This is a genomic window from Halobaculum roseum, assembly GCF_019880245.1.
GTDB lineage: Archaea > Halobacteriota > Halobacteria > Halobacteriales > Haloferacaceae > Halobaculum > Halobaculum roseum.
In genome coordinates, this window is the sequence record NZ_CP082286.1 from 648329 (window position 1) to 665902 (window position 17574).

Here is a 17574-nt window from a genome sequence, read left to right on the forward strand (position 1 = left end):
AGTTCCGATGTCGTTCTGCGGTCAGCAGCTACCGCCGAACCCCGCAGCCTCGGGGTCGCCGATCGCCGACGGCACCGTCACGACGACGGGGTCGGCGCCGCCGGCATCGTACACGAGCGATCGGTGGTCCACCCAGCGGTCGTACGTCGCCGGCGGGATCGTCGCCGGCGCGGCCGGGAACAGGTGAGCGCCCGTCGTCGTCCACGAGCGCTGTGAGACGACCGCACACGAGGGCGACGGCCCTCCACGGAGCCACGACGCCGTCGGACCGACGCTCGCGTTCACGTCCCCGTAGTAGTTCCCCGGGACGCGGACGCCGGTGTGGGAACTGGTCCAGGTTCCCTCGATATGCTGGGTTGCGAAGGTGCCGGCGGCGAACTCGGATTCGGTCGTCGTGCTCGGGTACGAACCGGTGTCGAGGTTCACGTACGCGACCGGGAGCGTCGCCGCCATCGCGACGACGAGCACGGCGACGCCCACCGGTCGGGCGGCCGCCGCCAGCGGCCGACCGACGGCACCGATCGATCGAACGGCGTCCCCGAGCGGGCCGGCGACGCCCAGCCATCGCCGGACGGCGGATCCCCCGTCGGCAGCGACGCCGGCCAGTCGTTCGCGCGGTTCGAGCCGCGAGACGACCGCGGCCGCGAGCACGAGCACCGGGAGGTGGACGTGCGTCTGTGCGCGCAGCGCCGTCGCGAAGTACTCCGGCGTGAGCCCCGCGGTGAACGAGAAGAGGATCTGGACGACCGGCGCGAGAAACAGCGCGAACAGCGCCGGCTCGACCGGCCCGACCCGACCGAACCGGTGGCCCGCAACCGCCGCCAGCGCGGCGGGCACGGCGAACGGAAGCACGAACAGGAGGACGAGACGCGGCGTCGCGGCGGTCCCCGGGAACACGACGGTCCGAGCGTTGACGGCGATCGCCGCGAGGACGAACGCTAGGGGGACGACGGCGGCGAGCCGGCGCATCCGGCGGGTCGTGCGCTGATACCACGGGACCGCGGCGACCAGGACGACGAGCCACGCGGCGAACAGGCCCGGCGAGGACTGCACGCGGTCGACGTACGGGACCGTGAGCGGCGTCGCCGCCGCGAGCGTGTAGTAGGCGACGAAGTACGCACAGAAGGCGAGCACGAGCCCGGCGGCGACGAGCCGGCCGCGGGTGAGTGGCCGGCCGATCAGGTGGCCCGCGAGCAGCCCGATCAACACGAGCGCCGCGAGCAGGGTGCTGAACGTGTGCGTGACGGGCAGCGCGAGCAGGATGACGCCCGCGACGGCGAGCCACGCCGGTCGCTCCCCGCGGGCGTACAGGTGGACGGCCAGCGCGAGCAGCGGGATCGTCACCAGCGTGATCGCGTCGTCGTCGGGGACGCCGGTTCGGCGGACGAACACGCCGTCGACGGCGAGCGCGAGCGCCGCGAGCACGGCCGCGCGACCGCGCCGGCGACCCGGCCACCCGAGGCTCGCACCGAGCCGTCGGGCGAACACGGCGCCGAGCAGGACGCCCGACGTCCCGATCAGCGCGTACAACGGCTGCGCGAGCCCCAGCGGCGCCGCGCCCGTCACCAGGCTGCCGGTCGACAGCAGCGCCGTCGAGGCGAGGGCGTCCACCCGCATGCCGACGAGGTCGATGTGCCCGGCCGCGAGCACGTCGTTCGCTCGGTGGGCGTATTTGAACCCGTCGAGCGTCGCGGGAAGCGGGCTCCACCACAGCGGCGCGAGCCTGGCGCCCGCGCCCACGACGACGCACGCGAGGATCGCGAGCGCCCGGCGGTCGGGACCGTCACTCATTGCGGCCCTCCGCCGGCGGTCCGGTCGCCGGCTCGTCGCGGACGAGTCGCGCGGGGGGACGCGCCAGCAGCGAGGCGGTCGCCAGCCCGGCGCCCGCCAGCGTCACCGACAGGCCGGCCAGGGCTGCCGCCGCGAGCAGCGCCGGCGACCCGGTCGCCTGGATCCGGACGCCGAACACCGTCAGGTAGCCCAGAGCGCCCGCGAGCCGGAGGCCGGCGACTCCCACCGGGATCGCGACCAGCGCCGCGAGGACGCCGATCCGGAGGGCGTCGCCGAGGACGATCCGGAACACTCTCGCCGGGGAGGCGCCCGTCGCGCGGTGGATCCCGATCGTCTCCCGACGGCCGTGGACCGCCCGCGAGAACGTCGCCGTCGTGCCGCCGACGGTGAGCCCCGCCGCCAGCGCGAGGACGGTCCCGAACACGAGCCGGAGGTTGCCGAACGCTGTCTCGACGGCCCGGCCGATCCCCGACGTGCCGGCGCGGCCGCCGGTCGCCAGCGCCGCCGCGACCCGCTCGTCGCCGGTGACGCGGAACGACTCGACGGCGACCGTCTCGCCGTCGACCCGGAGTGTCGCCTCGTAGGTCCCGGGCGGCTGTCTGGGGAGACGCACGCCGATCTCGCGGGTCTCTCCGGAGGCGAGCGTGACCGTTCGCTCCGTTCGGCCGTCGGGGCCGGCGACCGCGACGGGCACGTCCTCTATCGGGTCGCCCCACGGGTTCGACAGCGTCGCGGTCACCGTCGCGCGGGTGAGCAGGTCGGGAGACTCGGGGCGGACCGCGAGCGTCGTGGTCGGCCGGCGCGGTGCGTCCGCGGCGACGCGCATCGTAGCCCGGCCCGTGCGGTTGCCGGCGCGGGCGCGGATCGTGAGGTCGCCCGGGTCGCCGGTTGTGATGCGGGCGACCCCGTCGTCGTTCGTCGTCGCCGTCTCGTCGCCGGCGGTCACCGTCGCGTTCGCCACCGGGCCGCCGTCGGCGTCGCGAACCCGGACCGAGAGCGTCGCGTTCGGCGGGCCGCGCTCGGGGAGCGGTCCGATGGTGAGTCCCCCGCTCGTCGCGTCGCCGACGCGGATCGTCCGCGTGATATCGCCTGCGGAGATGTCGATCGTTCCGGGGGAGCCGGTCTCGACGGCGACGGGAACGGTCGCCTCGCCGCCGGGATCGATCGTGACCTCGCGCTCGACCGTCCGGTTCTCCACCGTGATCGGGACGGTCGCGGTCGTTCGCTCCTCGCGGCGGTTCTCGACGACGACGGTCGCCTCGACGGTGCTGTTGGGCGCCGCGCTGTCGGGGGCCCGGATCGCCGTGATACGGGTCGACCGCGCGTCGACGCCGTCCTCCGGGAGCCGTTCGGCGCGGACGAACTGTGCCGTCCCCGGCGGCTTCCCGGCGAGGCCGCGTGCGGCCGGCAACGGCACGATCAGTTGGTCGTCGAGCGGACCGGGGGCGGTGAACACGCCGACGACCTCGACGCGGGCGAGCCCGGGGCGGGTCGGCCCGCCGAGCGTCAGGCGGTCGCCGATCCCCACGTCCATCGTCCGCGCGAGGTCGGCGCCGATCACCGCCTCGTCGGCGGTTGCCGGGCGACGGCCGTCGACGAGCGACGCGTCGGTGACCGAGGCGAACGCACCGTACTCGGCCCCGCGGACCGTGTACGTCCGGCCGTCGTCCACCTCGAACAGCAGCAGCTCGGGGCTGGCGGCGATCCCGCGGTCGCGCAGCGCGGCCGCGTACGTCGTCGGGACGGTGCTCGCGATCGGGTGGACGGCTCCGGGCTCGGTGATCGTCGCCCCCTCGCCCCCGGAGAGCGGGGCGACGATGCCCGCCATCGACCCCACCAGGACGACGAAGGCGACGAACGCCGCGAGCGTCGCGGCGGTGGGCACGGCCGTCCGCACGTCGAGCACCGTGGGCCTGGCGACCGATCGGAGCCATGCTAGGCGGGAGGTGCCGATCGTGTGGGGTCGGGCGTCACGGCCATCTTTCAGGGGCGAGCCGCGCACCGCCGGGACGGCCGCGAGCACGCCGCTGACCCCGCCGAGGGCGACGACGGCCGCGAGGATCGGTACGATGACCCGTGCGGCCGCGGGCGTCAGCGTCGGCGACAGCGAGGTCGGCAGGCCGGCGAACACCGCGACGCTGACGGCGGCGTTGACGCCGATGACGCCGGCGGCGTAGCCGAGGGCGGCGCCCGCGGCCGACAGCAGCGTCGCGCGCACGCCGAAGAGCGCGAGGACCGTCGCCGGCCGGGCCCCGGTGGCGCGGACCACGCGGATCGTCGCCCGGCGGTCGCGGACGGTCATCCGCGTGACGCTGTGAACGACCACGCCGATCAGGACCGCGCCGCCGGCGACGACGACGCCGAGGGCGGTCAGCGCCTCGCGCGTCCCGAGCACGAAGAAGGCCAGCGCGGTTCGCAGGGGGACGCCCGATAGCGGGATCTCCCCCGAGTTGACGGGCCGGACCACGAACGCGCCGCTCGTGCCCAGCTGGTCGACCGTCGAGGCGTTCGCCACGTACCAGCCATCGGGGACGGGCGTTCCGCCCCCGCGGGGGGCGACTCGGACGGTGGTCGAGCCGCCGGGACCCCGGAGGGTTCGGGTCGCCGGGGCGTCGAGCGTGCCGAGCGTCGTTCCGCTGCCGTCGTGGAGGTCCGGGGCCGCCGTGGAAGTGTCGGGTCTCGCGAGGACGTAACGGTCGGAGCCGTTTGGGGTGTTGGCGAGGGCGAAGGGGATCACCGTCGCGTTCGCCGGCGCCGCCGCGGCGGCCGCCTCGACGCTGGCGTGGGTCGTGACGGCGCCGTCGCTGTCGTAGCCGGCGGCGATCGCGGTCGTCTGGTCGCCGGCCACGACGACGAGTAGGGCCGTCCCGCACAGGAACGCGACCCCGACCGCGACGACGAGGATCGCCAGCCGGTCGCGACGGGACCAGCGACCGATGAGGAGGCGACGGTAGGACATCGACGGGAGTGGGTGTGGTCGCACGCGACCCGGCGTGCGGTGTATGGGATGGAAGCCGGCGGTAATACGCAAAAAGCTTCACACTTCTCTCGGGTCGACTGTGGTGGTCAGCGGGTGCCGGGAGTTGGGTGGAGGCGGCGAAGGTGTGGTGAACGCGGCCGGCAACTCGTGGTGAATCGGGACGGTCGGGTCATGTTTGGTTTCCGGCCGAATCGTCCGGGCTACGGGGAGAGGATACAGGTCATTATCGCAGTAATGATTATCTAGAGTAGGACGTTTCACGATTGACGCAAGCAACCTGCTGAGCTCTACAATTTGTTCGAGTCGTCAACTTACCCGTTCTATCGCATGGGTACGACGTGGTGATCTGAACTGCAGAGGAAGAATCGCTTGAGTATTGAGAGTACGGCCACTAGTATTGGTCTCTCGACCAACAGACCTATTGCATTGGTTTGTGTACCAATAGGCGAGGATGGCCTCACGGACCGACGACGACCTCGATGGCGTGAGTGAGGGGAGGAAGTACCCGGATGCGACGGTCGTCCGCGTGTTCTGCATGCGGACCGACCGTGACGCGTACCCGTCCGGATGAGCCTACAAGCTCCACTACGGCGCGACCGAGCCGGACCCGCCCCGCACGCTTGACGATGGGACGATCCGTCGGTACGACAACTCACACGAGGACACTAAAGGGCACGAACTGCACGTCGCACCGGACCCCAACCCAGACAGTATTACGTTCCCCGGGATGGTCGAACTCTGGGAACAGTTCTGGAGCGAGATCCCGAAATCCGAGTTCGAGGTCGCGTGAGGCCATCACACCACGGTGATACCCATGAACGATACCACGCCGCCGCTGCACCCGATGGAGCGCGAACAGCTTCGGGCCGAATCAACCCTCGTCGTGACCGTGAAGTCCTCCCGTGAGTTCCACGACGATGTCGCCGACGGAATCGAGGCGCTCGAACTGGGCGACGCGGCCGATTCCACGCCGACGCTCTCGTTCACCAGCTACGACGACCTCATCGGGACGCTGACGCCGCGCGTCCTCGATCTCATCGAAGCCATCCGTCGGGACGAGCCAGCTAGTATCAACGAGACAGCCAGAGTTGTCGATCGGGACGTGAAGAACGTCCACGAGGAACTCAGCCGGCTCGCCCAGTTGGGCATCATCTTCTTCGAGGAAGACGGCCAGAGTAAGCGACCGGTCGTCTGGTTCGACGAACTCGTCATCACCCTCCCGTTCGATCCGGAGGCTGGCGACACGGCCGCCGCTGCGCCGTGAACACATCCATTTCAAGCGATCCTGTCGCTCTGTTGGCGTTCCCCATTCCCTGTGAAGCGGTGGAATCCCGGGTTGAGAACGTCTTCTCAGAATACTCGCTGAGTTTCTGGAGGATATCGGTCGTGGCGTGGTGTGTGAACGCCTCATGGTCACCGACCGGGATGGGGATATGGACGTGGGTCCGCTCATATTCCACGATAATCGAACTGGAATGCTGTTCATGAACAGGGAACCGGTTCAGCTTGACTGAAGATCTGGAAAGACCGAGAGAACCCGTCTGTGTATCGGATACCCGAATATCAGTCGTCGTCAGCGGTGTACGCACCGCCACGTCGGTTGATCCGAGCGACAGCGAGTCGAGGTCGGATTGCGCCTTCGAGGCGAGTACCCATGTCCACCCGTCGTCACTCATCGGCGGTTCCGAACCGTTCGCGGGCTTCCGCCGCACTCATGGTTTGGTCTTCACTGATATCCTCCTCAGCGGCGAGTAGGGCGATGAGCTCGTCACGGTCGAACGTCGGGAATTCGACTGCATCCCGGAGCGTATAGCGAATGAACTCGCTGCGGCTGTTGAACCCTCGACCCTGCCACGTGGCGTCGATCTCTTCGAGGAACGACTCGGTGGCTTTGAAATTCACCGTGACGATATCGTCACCACCCTCACCGTTCGTGCTTGCTTTGGACATACCAGCATATTACGCTCGTCTTACGATAATCGTTTCGCCGACGGCTCACGCTCGAACTCGCAGTGAAACGATACCGACTGGTCACTGCCGGCACTGGCATTCGTGTGAGAGCCGTGCGAAGTTCTTGACGTAATCGTGAATAGTCACTGCGAGGTCAAACATCGCATCGGCCTGCTGGGCGCCAGCGACCGTATCGCGGTAGTACGCCGCAGCGCGGTTGTCCCGGTACAGTTGCTTCAATCGTCGGGCGGTTTCCATCTTGACGAGTTGGAGGTCGGCGCCACGGTCGTACGCGCGGTCGTGGCCCTCTCGGAAGTCATCGATGGTATCGTTCGACGCCGTGAGTGCATAGAATTCGAGGGTGCGCTCGATCGCCGCAAAGGACATCTCGATCACACTGGTGTGGTAGCCATCGGTTTCGCGGAGCAGGTGGCACGCTTCGAGCAGGCGACAAGCTTTCCGTAACTGGATCACGTCACTCTCGTGAGTTTCCGGGTCGAGTCCCTCTTCGTAGTCCAGCCGTCCCAGTTGGCCGCTGAAGGCGTCTTCGGCACGGGCGACGGCCTCGGCCAGGGCGACTGGCTCGTCAGGCATCGCTCATCACCTTTCGCTTGAGATCACGAAGTTCGTCACTGTCGACGAGAGTGATCGCGTCGGCGAACAACTCTTCGAGGCGATCGCCGTGGCCGCGTGCCGATTCAGGTGTCTCGACGAGAATCTGGAACTCGTACCGGTCGCCGTCGAACCGTTGCCCCCCGAGGTCTTTCGCGAGTTCGTTGGCTCGGTGCTGGTCGGTTCGGTCGTCGGTGAGCACCCAGAGGTCGATGTCACTCTGGCGGTCAGCCCGACCTCGGGCGACGCTGCCAAACACGAGGGCGCCCTGAAGTTCGCCTAGCTCGTCACGGATTCGGTCGAGTGCCGCTCGGATGGGTCGATGGAACTCCGGCTGGGGGATGCGCAGGACAGGATCGTCGGACTTCCGTACCCGGGTTCGATTGATGCCGACGAGACGACGGTTTCCTTCCGTCGAGACGGTGACGATGCCGTTGGTTTCGAGGACATCGACGGCCCGCTTCACCGACTGGGCCGCGTTCTCGGTGAGCCGCCCCAGCTGCCGAATCGTGAACTGCTCGTAGGGATTGTCAATCAGGAGTCGTAGAAGATCGTCAGTAGCCGTGTGACGGAACAGATCGGGATCCGGAGCCGGGATCGGTACCTCGACCCTGGCTTGTTCTTGGTCGGAGGTCTCGGTTTCTTGTCTCGTCATGCGTTACATGTCTCGTCTTAGGAGACATTAGGTTTTGGTAGTAGGTCCGAGCTTGCAGCCACCGACGCGTCCGTGGGTGGTATCTCACAGTGTCACCCGCCGAGCCGGTCGCGTACGCGATCCTGACGGTGGTCCTCGAATACATAGCTGACGGCTGGCCGTCGTCGCGGTCGGCGAGGGGAGATCCAGTAGATCGTGGGGAAGTCCGGGGGTGGGTGATGGTGGACGGCGACGAAGTTGGTCGGTAGCGGAGCCACGGATCATCGTTCCAGGGGCCGGAGACACGCCCGTCGCTGGGCCGTGAACACGGCCCGTTTCAAGGGAACTTCGATCAATGGCGGTCGGACTGAACCCCCAGAAACGCAGAGCTTGTCGTCTGAGGCTAACGACTAAACCATGTCAACGCGATCGACAACGGACGATGGCGACTGCCGACGAACAGATCCGCGTCAGCGATTCGGTGAAGCGAGAACTCGACCGCCGCCGCCGGGAGGGGGAAAGCTACAACGATGTCCTGCAGCGGTTGCTCGAGGACGACCGCGACCTCCTCGCCGGATTCGGTCGGTGGTCGGACGACCACGCCGATCGGGTCCGAGCGGCTCGCAAGCAGTCTCGGTGAACCGTCTCTGGCGTCTGCTCAGCAGCCAGAACGCGGAGCGTTCCGGCAGCACCACTGTATCGAGTTCAATTAGCATCTGAATTTTGGGGACGGGCAGGAGAGCGTCTTCGTTCGGGGATCGAGGTGGAGTGAGTGTGTCGAGGGGGCGCTTGAGTGTCAGTTGTCGTAGTCGATGCCCGCACGTCGGTCCACAGCACGGCGACCATCGAACGTCGCTGTCGGGGTGACTGTCCACTCCCCAATGGGCCGAGCCCGCGATCGGATCGCCGTGTCGAGTCCCGCCGTCATAGTCGGATTTATGGGGGATACTGTTTGACAGAGAACATGACCTTCGACGCCGCGGAGATCCGCGCGGACTTCCCCGTGCTCGACCGGCGCGTGAACGGCCACCCGCTCACGTACCTCGACAACGCCGCCACCACGCACACGCCGCGCCAGGTGTACGACGTCTTCGAGGAGTTCTACGCGGGCTACAACGCGAACATCCACCGGGGGATCCACGAACTCAGCCACGAGGCCTCGATCGCCTACGAGGAGGCCCACGACCGCGTCGCCGAGTTCCTCGGCGCCGAGTGCCGCGAGGAGATCGTCTTCACGAAGAACACCACCGAGAGCATCAACCTCGTCGCGTACGGGCTCAGCCGGGACCTCGACGCCGGCGACGAGATCGTGACGACGGAGATGGACCATCACGCCTCGCTGGTCACCTGGCAGCAGATCGCCAAGCGCACGGGCGCGACCGTCCGCCACATCCCCGTCACGGCCGACGGCCACCTCGACATGGACGCCGCCCGCGAGCTCGTCACCGACGACACCGCCGTCCTGTGTGCGCCCCACGTCTCGAACGTGCTGGGCACGATCAACCCCATCGCCGGCCTCGTGGACCTCGCGCACGACCACGACGCGTACGCGGTCGTCGACGGCGCCCAGTCGGCGCCGACGCGGCCCGTCGACGTGGGGGCGATGGACGCGGACTTCTTCGCGTTCTCGGGCCACAAGCTCGCCGGCCCCACCGGCATCGGCGGGCTGTACGGGAAGCGGGCGATCCTCGAGGAGCTCGACCCGTTCCTCTTCGGCGGGGAGATGATCCGCAACGTCACGCTCACCGATTCGACGTGGAACGAGCTCCCCTGGAAGTTCGAGGCCGGCACCCCGCCCATCGCGGAGGGCATCGCGCTCGGCGCCGCCGTCGACTACCTCTCGGAGTTGGGGATGGAGAACGTCCGCGCCCACGAGAACGACCTCGCGCAGTACCTCCTGCGGGAACTCGCCGACCCGGAGTTCGTCCGGACGTACGGGCCCGCTGTCGGGGAGGAGCGGACCGGCCTCGTCTCGTTCAACGTCGAGGGGGTCCACGGCCACGACCTCTCCAGCCTGCTGAACGACAACGGCATCGCCATCCGCGCCGGCGACCACTGCACCCAGCCGCTCCACGATCGGTTGGAGATCCCCGGCTCCGCTCGGGCATCGTTCTACGTGTACAACACCCGGGCGGACATCGACCGGCTTCTGGACGTGGTGGATTCCGCACGCGAGAATCTGGACGGGTACCTCGCCTCCGACCGCTACCACGACCTCATCAGCGAGCATTACCACGAGCCGCGGAACCAGGGTGGGCTCGTGGATCCGACGTTCGTGAAGTCCTCCGAGGAAACCACCTGTGGCGACGACGGCGAGTTCCACGTGACGATCTCCGAGGGTCGCATCGAGGAGATCGCCTTCGAGAGCCGGAGCTGTGCAGTGAGTCGCGCCGTCGCCAGTCTGCTTTCGGAGAAGCTTGAAGGGATGGCGGTCGAAGAGGTCGCCGAGCTCGATGGGTACGTGGTCAGTGCGTTGGAGGGGCAGTACCCTGACCTTCGTCGGGAGTGTGTCGAGGGGCCCGAGGACGTGATTCGGGAAGCCGCTCGTGAGTACGTGGTTTCCGGGTAGGTGAGTGGTGGGGATATTGTGACCGCGAAGCAGCCGGTGTCTGCGGTCGTCGACCGGGAGTGAGAGGGTGTGGTGGATACGCCTCAGGCGCGGTCCACCTGGGTTCGCGTCCAGTAGCGCCGCACCCGCAGCCCCACGAACACGACGATCGCGATAGCGATCAGCTCCAACTGAGGATGGGTGCCCATGTCTCGATAGATCCGGAACAGTCGTATCCACGGGGCGATGTCGTCGCCGGACGACACCGGCATCGGAAACAACGGGTACATGAGGAACCGCGCGGACCACAGGTCGCCCGCGAGCAGGGACCGGTACGTGTCGCCGAGGAGGTGACTCAGGTAGCCGACCGCGAACGCGACGGGCGTGACGACTCGAATACGCTCGGGGAGGGATCCGTCGCTCCAGCGACCGTGGAGCCGCCGGGCGAGCCACCACACCGCGAGTGAGACGATGAGGAAGGTGAACAGCGAGTGGGCCAACGAGCGGCCGTACCTGAGGACCTCGACGTACGCGAGGGGCTTGTCGACGAGGTCGGGAAACTGGCTGCCGATCGCCAGCGGGACGAGCGCGGCCCGTGCGGGCAGGCGATGGGTCCCGACGGCCGCATAGCCCGCATACCAGAGGTACGCGAACGCGAGGTGTCCCAGCGGTAACACGGTGTCAGGGTAGTGAGTGGTGGGGATAAGGGTGGGTGATCGCGAAGAGGAGGACCAGAGCTACTCACTGGGCGCCCGTTCGCGCCAGGCCTCCGTGTCCTCTGTGCCGAGTCGGTCGTTGAACAGGGCAGTCGCTCGCTCGGAGCCACTGTATCCGTCGAGGCGGTCCGTGTCGTCGGTAATCGCCCAGTATGTCGCCTTGTGTTCAACGAGGCCGCGGTCCTTCAGTCGTGAGAGTGCGGTGCTGACCGCGCCCTCGTCAATCCCGATCTGGGAGGCGATCTCGCGCGCCTTGAACGCCCGATCTCCGTTCGCGGAAAGGAATCCGAGTACCTGGTCAGGGACCGACAGGTCCTCGAGCTCCTCCTCGCTCGTGTTCTCGAAGGTGTCTCGATCGATGGACATCGTTGAATGGAGAGACAGCACACGCTGTAATGAGTGTTAGGAGTGAAAGCTACGAAAATACCGAACGTGAGTGAGAGATGAGCTCCGGGTAGATCGCTGGGTGGGATATCGAATCGGGTTACTCCAAGTCACCCCGTCGTGAACCGCCTCAGGGGCAGACCTTGTGGCTTCCCGGGATGCGATCCTCGTGACTGGAGGCGCAAGGTGAGGTCAATGCGCTCGCCAGATTGATGGGCGATTCGTCCGTACCCCGACCGATGACGGACGAACCGCTGCAGGCGACCGTGACCCAGCGGGGTGTCGTCTTCGCGCCGACCGACCAGGTATTGATCGTCCGGCGAGCGACCGACGGCGGCTGGGAGCTGCCGGGCGGCCGCGTCGACCGCGGCGAGCGTGCCCGGTGTGCGCCGTACGTTGGCACGATCGACAGCGTATTCCGAACCCTCCTCGGGGAATTCGTCACGAACGTGGGGTTCGACAAGATACCCACGGCCGGTACCGACGGACAACATGAATCATCTCCACACTGACTGCTTCGAGGCAGTTATGTCGTCGCCGGAGAACGCGACGGCCATCGAGGTCTTCGAGAATGCCTACCCGCCCGGCAAGTACGACGACGCCCGGCAGCGCTGCTACGGCAGGCACACCACCAGTGTCGGGCCCGGCGACTCACAACGGAGGGGTTCGGCGCGGTACTTCACACCACCGTTGAGGCGGTCTAAGTCGAGGGCGAAACGATGTCGATGGACGACGTTGCTGACGCGCTCGCCAGATGTGTCGGAGCCGACGCGGCCCCTCAGGCTTACTCCGACCTCGACGACGCGGACCGTGAACACTCGTTACCGCTGATCGACGACTCCACGCAGCGTGGTGCGAGACGATCGACGCGTTCTATACGCTACTGTCGGCGTACTGGGAAGAGTACGCGACGCGCACACGCGAGCGCGGCGTCATTTGCAACACCGACTGTGCGTTCCTCGTCGCCGAATTCCTCACTGGCGGTCTCGAAATAAGTGGCACGACCGAGACGTAAGGAGAGCGCGTCCTGGCGCGATACCGGGGACGCATCGATAGCTTGATTATCGACGAAGTACAAAATGTCGCCGAGATGCAACACGCGGCACTCGCCAAGTTGATCACCAGCGAGTGTCATGTGCTCACCGCTGGCGACATTCGACAGTCCATCTACGGCTTCCGTGAAGCATATCCCTCGATATTCGAGCGGGCCGCGGAGGACGGTCGGTAATTCGGCATCGACTGGGACCCGCACATCACTGAAACAGCCGCAATTACGTACCGCTGCGCACCCGACGTCACGGCCACCATCAACGCCATTGCCGAGCCTGCAGTCACCGACGCCACTCGCGGGAACGTCGGCGACCTCTACCTTACCTCCCCGCTTCTCGACGCTGCGCGGGATTCGACGCCGAACCGAACGTCCACATCGCCGCGTTCGACACCTCCGCACAACCCTGGACGACGGACTACGTCGCCCCCAATACAGGGAGCGGCGAAGCCGGAGTTTTGGCAACCAACATTGCGAACGACCTCGTGGACGGTACACTTGGCGATTCCGAGGCTGGCGGTGATCGGACTGCCGATACCGACACCGGTGGTGAGCACGACAATAATGATGGCGACGGCGGTAGTAATGCTGGCGACGCTACCCAACCCGACGTGACGGTGCTGTTCCGATGGCGTACACAGATGGCCCGGTGCGCCGACGCCTTCGAGACGGAGGGGCTTTCGGTGGCGAACGCCTCCGATTACCTTTTCGAGTGCCCGGTCGTCACGACGGTCTTCGACATCGCCAAGTGGCTGGTCGACCCGACCGCTCCGGACCGACTACGGACACTCGTCAGTGACTCCTCGGTCGGGCTTGCCACGCTGAGTGATGCCTTCGAGGCCCGCGACTGGGCGTTCGACTCCATCCACAAGGAGTCGAACCGGATTGACGATATCACCGACGAGCAGCGCTACGTGCTTGCCAAGCTTCACCGACTCCGTGAGAAGCGTCCTACGCTTCGCGCACAGTCGGCAGCGAGCAGTATCGGCGACATCATCGAGACACTCGGACTGTGTGCTAACCCAACCGACGCGTTTCCTCGCGTCGCGGCAGGGCAACGCGTCGCCAACCTGGACGCACTCGTCCATCTCGTTACCGAGTGGAAGCGCGATTCGTTGGCCAACCTCGCTGACATCGTCGATGAAATCCTGTTTCGAGGCCTTCCCACGATCACTTAGGTACCTATTGCTGGAATCCACTCCCTGTGGGATGCTGATGTAGACGGACCCGGTTCTAGAATCCCTTGTTTGACGTCGTACCTAAACCCGTAGTCAGGATCGAACGCGAACTGGTGAGACTGTTCGGTGTCAGTTGGGAGTGAGATTGCTCGGCATCTTCTCCGGTTTCCCTGTTCCACCGTCAGAAGGCCAATCAGCTGACGACATCGTATGGGTGTCGGTACCGTCTTGGCTTTCAACGCGGACATCTGCACGCTCATACCGTCATGATCTCCTCAACACATCACATCGTCGAGGTAGTCACCGGGAATTTCCTTTTGCTAAGACTGGTGATGCAGCAAGATACCCAAGTGATTCCAACCGTTCATCAACTGTTGTTTTTTCATCCTTTTGTTCATTTTCTTCATATTCAGGCATGTGTTTTTTTGTATCTTTCGCAGAGGTCGTTACCCACGGGACACGTCGAACTTTTGGGTTTAGACTTCCAGCAGGATGTCCATACGTTCCAAACTCGCCAAACGCATCTCCATGATCTGCAGTAATAGCAATTTTTTGGGCATCAACATTTTCTAGTAAGACTTCAATATCATCTAGGACCCACCGGAGCATTTCCTTGTGAGCCTCAAGAGGTAATGTTTGATCCCCCGTCTTCTGGATATATTTCCAAGGGGTTTGTTCATACTCTAAGGGATCGCGTTCTTCTCGAATCGCCTCAACTATCAATGGGATATGTGGTGGCATGTAATGTAGTATGACTCGTTCAAAATCGTATTCTCGGAGAGTCTGGATTGCTTTGTCAGTCACATTTCGCGGGTCGCCATAATTTTCGTACATTTCGTATCGACCTTCTATCGAATTTTGCTTCCAAACTGGATCATAGAGTCCGAGATTTTCTGATTGGACGATATTAAATTTTCCAAATCGTTGAATCTTTGTTAGTTCTTTACGATGTCCTTGATATCGTTCTGAAAGATTTTTTTCTAGAACTGTTTCTGTATGAGGATTAGACGTGATATAGGCTGTGTCTGAAATTTGGGATCTGTAAGTTTCTGAGAACGTGTTCGCCATCCATTCTGGAGACGTGGATCCAACAGACCAAATTGAATTAACATTAGTGAGGAAACTATATTCACATTCAAGTTCCCTAAGTATATCATACCTCGCAGAATCAAGAACAAGTACTAGGTCCCATTCTCTTTCGAAAATATTCGTACCAAAATTTCGACGTGAGGTTCCAAAGATACTCGCGCTTGTGGTTACGGCTCGGAGGGGTGAGGTTAATTTTTGAGATAAGTGGCTGACCGCATAACGCGGTTCTTTGATAGCTTCACTCACTTTATGTCGGAAGGTTCTCATATAGAGGTTATAAGTTATTGTTGAACTGAGCTTACTTATAACTTCCCGAATCGGCCATACATCTTCAGCTAAAACTCACACCTCGCTTGCGTAGCAGTAACGAGTGTCTCTTATTGAATCGGTAGTTGATGGTGTATTTTCTGTATTGTCTTCGAACATCCGCTCCAACAACGGCCGCGTCGGGTAGCCGGGATACCCAGCGAGTTCATGGAGGAAAGGAAGGGCCTGCGATCAAAAGGTCGCCGTCCAGCGTTCCGCCGAAAACTCGTATCTGGCCATTTCACCTGCCCGAAGCTGTTGGCGAAAGTCTCTGCTATTGGTGCAGTCTTACTTTGATTCGCTAAGGCTCCCACACTTCTGACGAGGGTGTTCTTTCGACTGCACCAAGATGAGAACGTGACAGGCAACCTGATCGGTGATTTTCAGCATCTGAATGCCTTCACTTGTCGCAATTTAAGTGGTTACCTTGATTACGAGATCGAAAACTATGTCGAAAATTTTTCCAAGCAGTCACTATGCAAATCATCATTTCCACGCGTCCTACCCGTGCTGTCAATTTAGCGCGAACGTTGAATTCGGCAGTTCTCACACTATTACAACTGAAATAGAATAGCCAACCGTTAGATAGCCATGCCCCCTCCGAGGAGGCGCTGAATTAAGTATCACTGAGCCAAACCAATTTTAAGTAATGTTATCCAATGGCTACGTATAATGGCTGCTAAAGTCGCTTTTGATGACGTTTCGCTTGGAAAAGCTAATTTGTGGACGAACTTAGCTGACAATATCACGGATCACGGGAATGATATATATTTTATTAATCCCAATACTGTATTCAGAAAATTCTTAGAAAAGAATAATTTTGAAGAGAGCATTATAGAATTTAGTGATAATACTATGAGAGATATCCCCGTATCTAACGTACATAATTATGATATAATTGATCACGAAATGAACCACTCTCAGACCGAAAGGAAATCACTCAAAGATTTAGAAGTAGAATATAACAATTACTGCAACTGTCTTGATAAATTTGATATTGATATTGTTATCTTCTGGAATGACATGAGTATTGGAAAAATTGCGTGTGAAGCAGAGGGCGTATCTACTCTTTTCCTTGAGAATGGGTATTTAAATGACACCATTCAGATTGATAGGCAGGGGGTTAATAGTAATTCTAGTGTCTTTGGATGTTCTTTTGAAGAGATCATATCTAGGGATCCGCTATGGAAACCAATGACAGATGAACCAATTAAAAAGAAAAAATATGAGGAGCTAACCAATGTGGAAAAGTTAAAAGGACATAATAATTCACTAAGCATAGTTGAGAATATAGTAAATAAGACAAAAAATGTTTTGAGCAAGGGATTGCCAATAAAGAAGGAGTTAAAACACGATCTCCCATCAAGATTTGTATTCTTGCCCTTACAGGTTAACAGCGATACGCAAGTATTGTATAACAGCCCATATGTCAAAAATATGAAAAGATTATATTCGGTCGTATTATCTTCATTAAATTCATCCGAATTCAATATGGAACTGGTGGTAAAAGAACACCCGGCTGAAATAAAGCCTCAGAGCTATTCGAGTATCAAAAAGCACAGCGATAATGTACTTTGGCTGAAAGAATATGATATTAATACTTTGATTGAACAAGCAGATCTGGTTGTCACTATTAATAGCAGCGTTGGATTTCAATCTTTAGCAAAAGGGACACCAATAGTTGTAATTGGTGAAGCTATGTATAGCTCCCATCCAAATGCAAGAAACCCTGATGAGTTACAAGCTGTTCAAGACGCAATGTACGATGGCATAACTAGCAATTACGGATTCACTCCCGATAACTACATTAACGCATTTAGAAACAATATATTTATTGAGGGGAGTTTTAATAATTTTTATGCCTTAACATTGAAGAAGATAATATCCGCAATATATAATTCAATAGAATAATACTCTATTTCTAGAAAGCATGGAACAGCTGAGCGATGGGTATGATTTCGAGAGTAATTACATCACCAAATTAGTGGTAGCCTCCTCCGGGCACTGTCTAGTTAAGCCAGTTTGAAAAGTGAGCAGTTCGTTGATTTCGGTGTCTATGCTCAATCAAGAACTGCTCAAAGAGACGTTGAATACGGCGAATTTTGAATGCTGGGAGCGAGAGCGAACGGCGACGATCGTCAGGGCGCTCGCCGTCCGACTTCACGTGACCGGCTGTTTGCTCCGAGAAACTCGGTACTTCCCAATCGAGACGTTGGAAGACGAGTTGAGTTGGTGTAAGCCACTCAACATCGGAGCGAAAGCTACGTGAGTTAAGACGTTAGTCTGACCCAGATAAAATTAGCGGATTAAACAACTTTTGGGGCTGTTTGAGACGATT

At 61.6% G+C, this 17574-nt stretch carries 17 protein-coding genes and 2 pseudogenes; 10 read left to right on the forward strand and 9 right to left on the reverse strand.

The window, feature by feature from the left end:
- Window positions 1–21: 21 nt before the first annotated feature.
- The gene (locus K6T36_RS03315) at window positions 22–1791 is read right to left on the reverse strand and encodes a class-II aminoacyl-tRNA synthetase family protein (protein WP_222922589.1); all 1770 of its coding nucleotides are present in this window, start codon (window positions 1789–1791) and stop codon (window positions 22–24) included.
- Window positions 1784–4774 carry an FtsX-like permease family protein gene (locus tag K6T36_RS03320; RefSeq protein WP_222922590.1) on the reverse strand — a complete coding sequence of 997 codons (2991 nt, stop codon included), beginning with the start codon at window positions 4772–4774 and terminating at the stop codon, window positions 1784–1786. Before K6T36_RS03320 ends, K6T36_RS03315 begins: the two co-directional genes overlap by 8 nt.
- Window positions 4775–5222: 448 nt before the next feature.
- Between K6T36_RS03320 and K6T36_RS03325 the strand changes: the two are divergent.
- Together K6T36_RS03325 and K6T36_RS03330 are read left to right on the forward strand one after the other, a co-directional pair.
- Window positions 5223–5561 (forward strand): annotated as a pseudogene (locus K6T36_RS03325) (toxin-antitoxin system TumE family protein).
- Between the two features lie 24 nt (window positions 5562–5585).
- Complete coding sequence (locus tag K6T36_RS03330) at window positions 5586–6035, forward strand: HVO_A0114 family putative DNA-binding protein (RefSeq protein WP_225935170.1); 450 nt, start codon at window positions 5586–5588, stop codon at window positions 6033–6035.
- Here K6T36_RS03330 and K6T36_RS03335 read toward each other — a convergent pair.
- From K6T36_RS03335 to K6T36_RS03350, 4 genes are all read right to left on the reverse strand, one after another.
- On the reverse strand, window positions 5983–6447 hold the full coding sequence (locus K6T36_RS03335) for a hypothetical protein (RefSeq protein WP_222922591.1): 465 nt from the start codon (window positions 6445–6447) through the stop codon (window positions 5983–5985). The two genes, K6T36_RS03330 and K6T36_RS03335, sit on opposite strands and share 53 nt — an antisense overlap.
- A complete protein-coding gene (locus K6T36_RS03340; RefSeq protein ID WP_222608025.1) occupies window positions 6440–6721 on the reverse strand; it encodes a ribbon-helix-helix domain-containing protein in 282 nt (93 codons plus the stop codon). Before K6T36_RS03340 ends, K6T36_RS03335 begins: the two co-directional genes overlap by 8 nt.
- Before the next feature lie 81 nt (window positions 6722–6802).
- Window positions 6803–7315 carry a DUF8154 family protein gene (locus tag K6T36_RS03345; RefSeq protein ID WP_222922592.1) on the reverse strand — a complete coding sequence of 171 codons (513 nt, stop codon included), beginning with the start codon at window positions 7313–7315 and terminating at the stop codon, window positions 6803–6805.
- Window positions 7308–7988, reverse strand: coding sequence for a nucleotidyltransferase domain-containing protein (locus tag K6T36_RS03350; protein WP_222922593.1), 681 nt, complete (start codon window positions 7986–7988; stop codon window positions 7308–7310). The genes K6T36_RS03345 and K6T36_RS03350 overlap by 8 nt, the downstream gene beginning before the upstream one ends.
- 89 nt (window positions 7989–8077) lie before the next feature.
- Between K6T36_RS03350 and K6T36_RS03355 the strand changes: the two genes are divergently transcribed.
- The 3 genes from K6T36_RS03355 (at window position 8078) to K6T36_RS03365 (ending at window position 10536) form a co-directional block, all read left to right on the forward strand.
- Window positions 8078–8236, forward strand: coding sequence for a hypothetical protein (locus K6T36_RS03355; RefSeq protein WP_222922594.1), 159 nt, complete (start codon window positions 8078–8080; stop codon window positions 8234–8236).
- A gap of 173 nt (window positions 8237–8409) precedes the next feature.
- Entirely contained in the window at window positions 8410–8607 is a 198-nt protein-coding gene (locus tag K6T36_RS03360; protein ID WP_222922595.1) for an antitoxin VapB family protein, read from the forward strand.
- A 324-nt stretch (window positions 8608–8931) separates the two neighbouring features.
- Complete coding sequence (locus K6T36_RS03365; RefSeq protein ID WP_222922596.1) at window positions 8932–10536, forward strand: SufS family cysteine desulfurase; 1605 nt, start codon at window positions 8932–8934, stop codon at window positions 10534–10536.
- Window positions 10537–10619: 83 nt separating this feature from the next.
- Here K6T36_RS03365 and K6T36_RS03370 read toward each other — a convergent pair whose 3' ends face one another.
- Both K6T36_RS03370 and K6T36_RS03375 read right to left on the reverse strand, forming a co-directional pair.
- Window positions 10620–11192, reverse strand: a complete 573-nt coding sequence (locus K6T36_RS03370) for a metal-dependent hydrolase (protein ID WP_222922597.1) — start codon at window positions 11190–11192, stop codon at window positions 10620–10622.
- Between the two features lie 60 nt (window positions 11193–11252).
- The gene (locus K6T36_RS03375) at window positions 11253–11597 is read right to left on the reverse strand and encodes a MarR family transcriptional regulator (protein WP_222922598.1); all 345 of its coding nucleotides are present in this window, start codon (window positions 11595–11597) and stop codon (window positions 11253–11255) included.
- A 257-nt stretch (window positions 11598–11854) separates the two neighbouring features.
- Between K6T36_RS03375 and K6T36_RS03380 the strand changes: the two genes are divergently transcribed.
- From K6T36_RS03380 to K6T36_RS03390, 3 genes are all read left to right on the forward strand, one after another.
- Window positions 11855–12127 (forward strand): NUDIX domain-containing protein, encoded by a 273-nt coding sequence (locus K6T36_RS03380; RefSeq protein ID WP_222922599.1) that lies wholly within the window; start codon window positions 11855–11857, stop codon window positions 12125–12127.
- 515 nt (window positions 12128–12642) lie between these two features.
- The gene (locus K6T36_RS19150) at window positions 12643–12843 is read left to right on the forward strand and encodes a UvrD-helicase domain-containing protein (protein ID WP_225935210.1); all 201 of its coding nucleotides are present in this window, start codon (window positions 12643–12645) and stop codon (window positions 12841–12843) included.
- 305 nt (window positions 12844–13148) lie between these two features.
- Complete coding sequence (locus K6T36_RS03390; RefSeq protein WP_222922601.1) at window positions 13149–13841, forward strand: hypothetical protein; 693 nt, start codon at window positions 13149–13151, stop codon at window positions 13839–13841.
- A 300-nt stretch (window positions 13842–14141) separates the two neighbouring features.
- Here K6T36_RS03390 and K6T36_RS03395 read toward each other — a convergent pair whose 3' ends face one another.
- Window positions 14142–15176: an alkaline phosphatase family protein gene (locus K6T36_RS03395; protein ID WP_222922602.1), complete on the reverse strand. Its 1035-nt coding sequence runs from the start codon at window positions 15174–15176 to the stop codon at window positions 14142–14144.
- A 732-nt stretch (window positions 15177–15908) separates the two neighbouring features.
- Between K6T36_RS03395 and K6T36_RS03400 the strand changes: the two genes are divergently transcribed.
- On the forward strand, window positions 15909–17147 hold the full coding sequence (locus K6T36_RS03400; protein ID WP_222922603.1) for a capsular polysaccharide export protein, LipB/KpsS family: 1239 nt from the start codon (window positions 15909–15911) through the stop codon (window positions 17145–17147).
- 145 nt (window positions 17148–17292) lie between these two features.
- Window positions 17293–17430, forward strand: a pseudogene (locus K6T36_RS03405) (IS6 family transposase); the annotation flags it as partial.
- Window positions 17431–17574 lie beyond the last annotated feature (144 nt).

Excerpts from the sequence above, each read along its gene's own strand:
- K6T36_RS03315 (WP_222922589.1), bottom strand. The coding sequence starts at position 1,791 with ATGAGTGACGGTCCCGACCGCCGGGCGCTCGCGATCCTCGCGTGCGTC.
- K6T36_RS03330 (WP_225935170.1), top strand. The coding sequence starts at position 5,586 with ATGAACGATACCACGCCGCCGCTGCACCCGATGGAGCGCGAACAGCTT.
- K6T36_RS03335 (WP_222922591.1), bottom strand. The coding sequence starts at position 6,447 with ATGAGTGACGACGGGTGGACATGGGTACTCGCCTCGAAGGCGCAATCC.
- K6T36_RS03340 (WP_222608025.1), bottom strand. The coding sequence starts at position 6,721 with ATGTCCAAAGCAAGCACGAACGGTGAGGGTGGTGACGATATCGTCACG.
- K6T36_RS03345 (WP_222922592.1), bottom strand. The coding sequence starts at position 7,315 with ATGCCTGACGAGCCAGTCGCCCTGGCCGAGGCCGTCGCCCGTGCCGAA.
- K6T36_RS03350 (WP_222922593.1), bottom strand. The coding sequence starts at position 7,988 with ATGACGAGACAAGAAACCGAGACCTCCGACCAAGAACAAGCCAGGGTC.
- K6T36_RS03360 (WP_222922595.1), top strand. The coding sequence starts at position 8,410 with ATGGCGACTGCCGACGAACAGATCCGCGTCAGCGATTCGGTGAAGCGA.
- K6T36_RS03365 (WP_222922596.1), top strand. The coding sequence starts at position 8,932 with ATGACCTTCGACGCCGCGGAGATCCGCGCGGACTTCCCCGTGCTCGAC.
- K6T36_RS03375 (WP_222922598.1), bottom strand. The coding sequence starts at position 11,597 with ATGTCCATCGATCGAGACACCTTCGAGAACACGAGCGAGGAGGAGCTC.
- K6T36_RS03380 (WP_222922599.1), top strand. The coding sequence starts at position 11,855 with ATGACGGACGAACCGCTGCAGGCGACCGTGACCCAGCGGGGTGTCGTC.
- K6T36_RS03400 (WP_222922603.1), top strand. The coding sequence starts at position 15,909 with ATGGCTGCTAAAGTCGCTTTTGATGACGTTTCGCTTGGAAAAGCTAAT.